Annotated in this window: 3 protein-coding genes; all 3 read right to left on the reverse strand. The window is 69.7% G+C overall.

All coding sequences use genetic code 11. The features are described from left to right. Nucleotides 1-149 precede the first annotated feature (149 nt). Nucleotides 150-1571, reverse strand: coding sequence for a ribosome biogenesis GTPase Der (der, locus tag QH470_RS09045; RefSeq protein ID WP_280271833.1), 1422 nt, complete (start codon nt 1569-1571; stop codon nt 150-152). Then, entirely contained in the window at nt 1568-2236 is a 669-nt protein-coding gene (gene cmk, locus QH470_RS09050) for a (d)CMP kinase (RefSeq protein WP_425302638.1), read from the reverse strand. The genes der and cmk overlap by 4 nt, the downstream gene beginning before the upstream one ends. Nucleotides 2237-2316: 80 nt before the next feature. Continuing rightward, a partial coding sequence (locus QH470_RS09055; RefSeq protein ID WP_280271834.1) for a pseudouridine synthase occupies nt 2317-3540 on the reverse strand: 1224 nt, incomplete at its 5' end.

Here is a 3540-nt window from a genome sequence, read left to right on the forward strand (position 1 = left end):
TCTCTGTTGATTCTCTGTTTTTGGTGGATTCTGTCCTCTCCCTTACCCCCTCTCCCTGCTGTGCTGTGTCTGTCGGGGCGGGGGGGGGGGGGGCCGGCCCCCCCCCCCCCCCCCCCCCCCCCCCCCCCCGGGCCCAGATATGTTATGGCTCAACGCTTGCGGCGGTCGCGCTTCTCTCGGACTCGGATCGAGATGCGTACCGGGGAGCCGTCGAAGCCGAATTCTTCGCGCAGTCGGCGCTCCAGGAAGCGGCGGTAGCCTGCCTCCAGGAAGCCGGTGGTGAACAGGACGAATGTTGGTGGGCGCGTGGTCGCCTGGGTGGCGAACAGCACGCGGGGTAGGCGGCCGCCGCGCATGGGGGGCGGGGTGGCCGCGACCACTTCCTTGAGCCAGGAGTTCAGGCGGCCGGTGGGGATGCGCTTGTCCCACGACTCCAGTGCGGTTTCCATTGCGGGAACGAGCTTTTGCACCGCGCGGCCGGTCTGCGCCGAGATGTTGACGCGCTGCGCCCACGGCACCTGGACCATCTCCCGGTCCACCTCGCGCTCGAGTTGGTAGCGCCGGTCCTCGTCGACCAGATCCCACTTGTTGTAGGCGATCACCAGCGCCCGCCCCGCATCGGCGATCATGCTGATCACCCGCAGGTCCTGCTCGGTGATCGGCTGCGAGGCGTCGATCAGCATGACGGCGACCTCGGCCGCCTCGATGGCCGACTTGGTGCGCAGCGAGGCGTAGTACTCGGTGCCGCTGGCGTTGAGCACCTTGCGCCGCAAACCCGCGGTATCGACGAAACGCCATGGCTTGCCGCCCAATTCGACCAGCGAATCGACCGGGTCGACGGTGGTCCCGGCCACGTCGTGCACCACCGAACGCTCGTCACCCGCGAGCTTGTTCAACAGGCTGGACTTGCCGACGTTCGGCTTGCCCACCAGCGCGACCCGCCGCGGCCCGGCCACGGCGACACCGTCCTCGCGCGGTGTCTCCGGCAGCACTCCGAGCAGGTCGTCGAGCAGGTCACCGGTGCCTCGGCCGTGCGCCGCGGACACCAGCCGCGGCTCGCCCAGGCCGAGCGACCAGAGCACCGCCGCCTCCGCCTCCAGCTTCGCGCCGTCCACCTTGTTGGCGACGAGGATGACCGGGGTCTTGGAGCGGCGCAACACCTTTGCCACCGCCGCGTCGGTCGCCGTGGCGCCCACGGTCGCGTCCACCACCAGCAGAATGGCGTCCGCGGTCTGCATCGCCAGCTCGGCCTGCCGCGCCACGGACTGCTGGAGCCCCTTGGCGTCGGGCTCCCAGCCGCCGGTGTCCTGGACCAGGAACTTCCGGCCGGACCACGAGGCCTCGTAGGAGATGCGGTCGCGGGTCACGCCCGGCACGTCCTCCACGACGGCCTCACGGCGGCCCAGAATCCGGTTCACCAGTGTCGATTTGCCGACATTCGGACGGCCCACGACCGCCACCGTCGGCATCGACAGCTGTTCGTGCGCCTCTCCGTCACCGTCGAGATCCGCGATCTCCCAATCGGTTTCGTCGGACCAGACACCGTCGGTGGCGAAGGTCTCCTGCGTCATTGTCCACCTCCAGCTGAAACTTGTTGCGCCACAACCTGGTACAGCTCGTCGATCACCTGTTCGCGAGTAAGTTCACTGGTGTCGACCAGCACCGCGTCGGCGGCCGGCCGCAGCGGTGAGACCGCGCGGGTGGAGTCCAGGTTGTCGCGGCGCTGCACGTCGGCCAGCACCGCCTCGTAGTCGTCGCCGCGGCCCTCCGCGATGTTCTGCTGGTTGCGCCGGAACGCTCGAGCCTCGGCCGAGGCGGTCAGGTAGATCTTGGCATCGGCGTCGGGCAGCACGACCGTGCCGATGTCGCGACCCTCCACGACGATGCGCCCCGCGGCGACGGCGATCTCGCGCTGCAACGCGACCAGCTGCTCGCGAACCTCCGGCACGGCCGAGACCGCGGACACCGCCTTGGTCACCTCGTTGCCGCGGATCTCGGCGGAGACGTCCTCGCCGTCCAGCTCGATCACCTCGTGGGCGGGATCGGTGCCGATGGTCAGCGGCAGATCCTTCACCGCAGTCGCGATCGCCACCGCATCGGTCAGGTCGACATCGGCGCGCAGCACGCGCAGGGTCGCCACCCGGTACATCGCGCCGGTGTCGAGGTAACGGGCGGCCATCCGAGTGGCCAGTTTGCGCGACACGCTCGACTTGCCGGTACCCGACGGGCCGTCCATCGCGACGACCAGCGTCGCCCGGGACAGCTCGTCCGGAATCCGCGTACCGTCCACGACGCTTCCTCCTGCTTGCACACCGTTCACAACGCCACCGCCTCGTAGAGCTTCCCGATTTCGTCTCGGCCGAGCACTCGCAGCGTGCCGGGCCGCTGGTCGCCGAGCGCGACCGAGCCGATATTGGTCCGCACCAGCGCCGTCACCGGGTGACCGACCGCCTCGAGCAACCGGCGCACGATATGTTTGCGGCCCTCGTGCAGAATCACCTTGACCAGCGACTTGCCCTCGCCGACCTCCAGCACCTGGAACTTGTCGACGCGCGCCGGTCCATCGTCGAGTTCGACGCCGTCGCGCAGTTGCTTGCCGATGCCACGTTGCACCTCGCCCTGCACGGTCGCCAGGTAGGTCTTGCTGACCTCGAACGACGGGTGCATCAGCCGGTGCGCCAAGTCGCCGTCGTTGGTGAGCAGCAGCAGGCCCTCGGTTTCGGCGTCGAGGCGGCCGACGTGGAACAGGCGCTGCCCGGCCATGACCCGCTCGGCGACGATGTCGCCCACGCAGGGGCGGCCGAGTTCGTCGGACATGGTCGACTGGTAGCCCTTCGGCTTGTTCAGCGCGAGGTAGACCTGTTCGTCGCGCACCACGATGCGCACACCGTCGACGCGGACCACCGCGGTGTCGGGATCGATGCGCAGGCCCTGCTCGCGGACGATGGCGCCGTCGACCTCGACGCGGCCCTGCTCGATCAGTTCCTCGGCGGCGCGGCGCGAGGCCACGCCCGCCTTGGCGAGCACCTTCTGCAACCGCTCGCCCTCGCCCCAGGGCAGCTTCTTCGGGCCGTTCTCCTCCGGCTCGACATTCTGGTGCCGCGCGGGCTTGGCGAAGCTGAGCACCGTCGGCTGCTTGCGCTGCGGTTTCGGCTTGCGGCTCGGCGCCGGTTTGGGAGTCAGCGGACGACCACCGCCGATGCTGGGTTTGCCTGCGAGCGAACGACTCTCACCCCGCCCGGGCCGCGCGCCCGGATCCGCCGGACGGTAGCCGCCCCGGCTGGTCCCCGAGCCGCCCCGATCCGTTCCGAATCCGCGCCCGCTCGATGCCGGACGCCCCCGCCCGGCCCCATAACCACCGCGCTCGTCGCCACCCCGGAAGCCGGATCGCTCGCCACCACCACGCGCACCGGAGTACCCGCCCCGCTCTTGCGAATAACCACGACCCTGCGAACTACCCCCACGATCCTGCGAATAACCGCGGCCGTGGGAGCTACCGCCCCGGTCCTGCGAAAAACCACGACCCTCCGAGCTACCGCC

This window comes from Nocardia wallacei (genome assembly GCF_029868745.1).
Lineage (GTDB): Bacteria > Actinomycetota > Actinomycetes > Mycobacteriales > Mycobacteriaceae > Nocardia > Nocardia wallacei_B.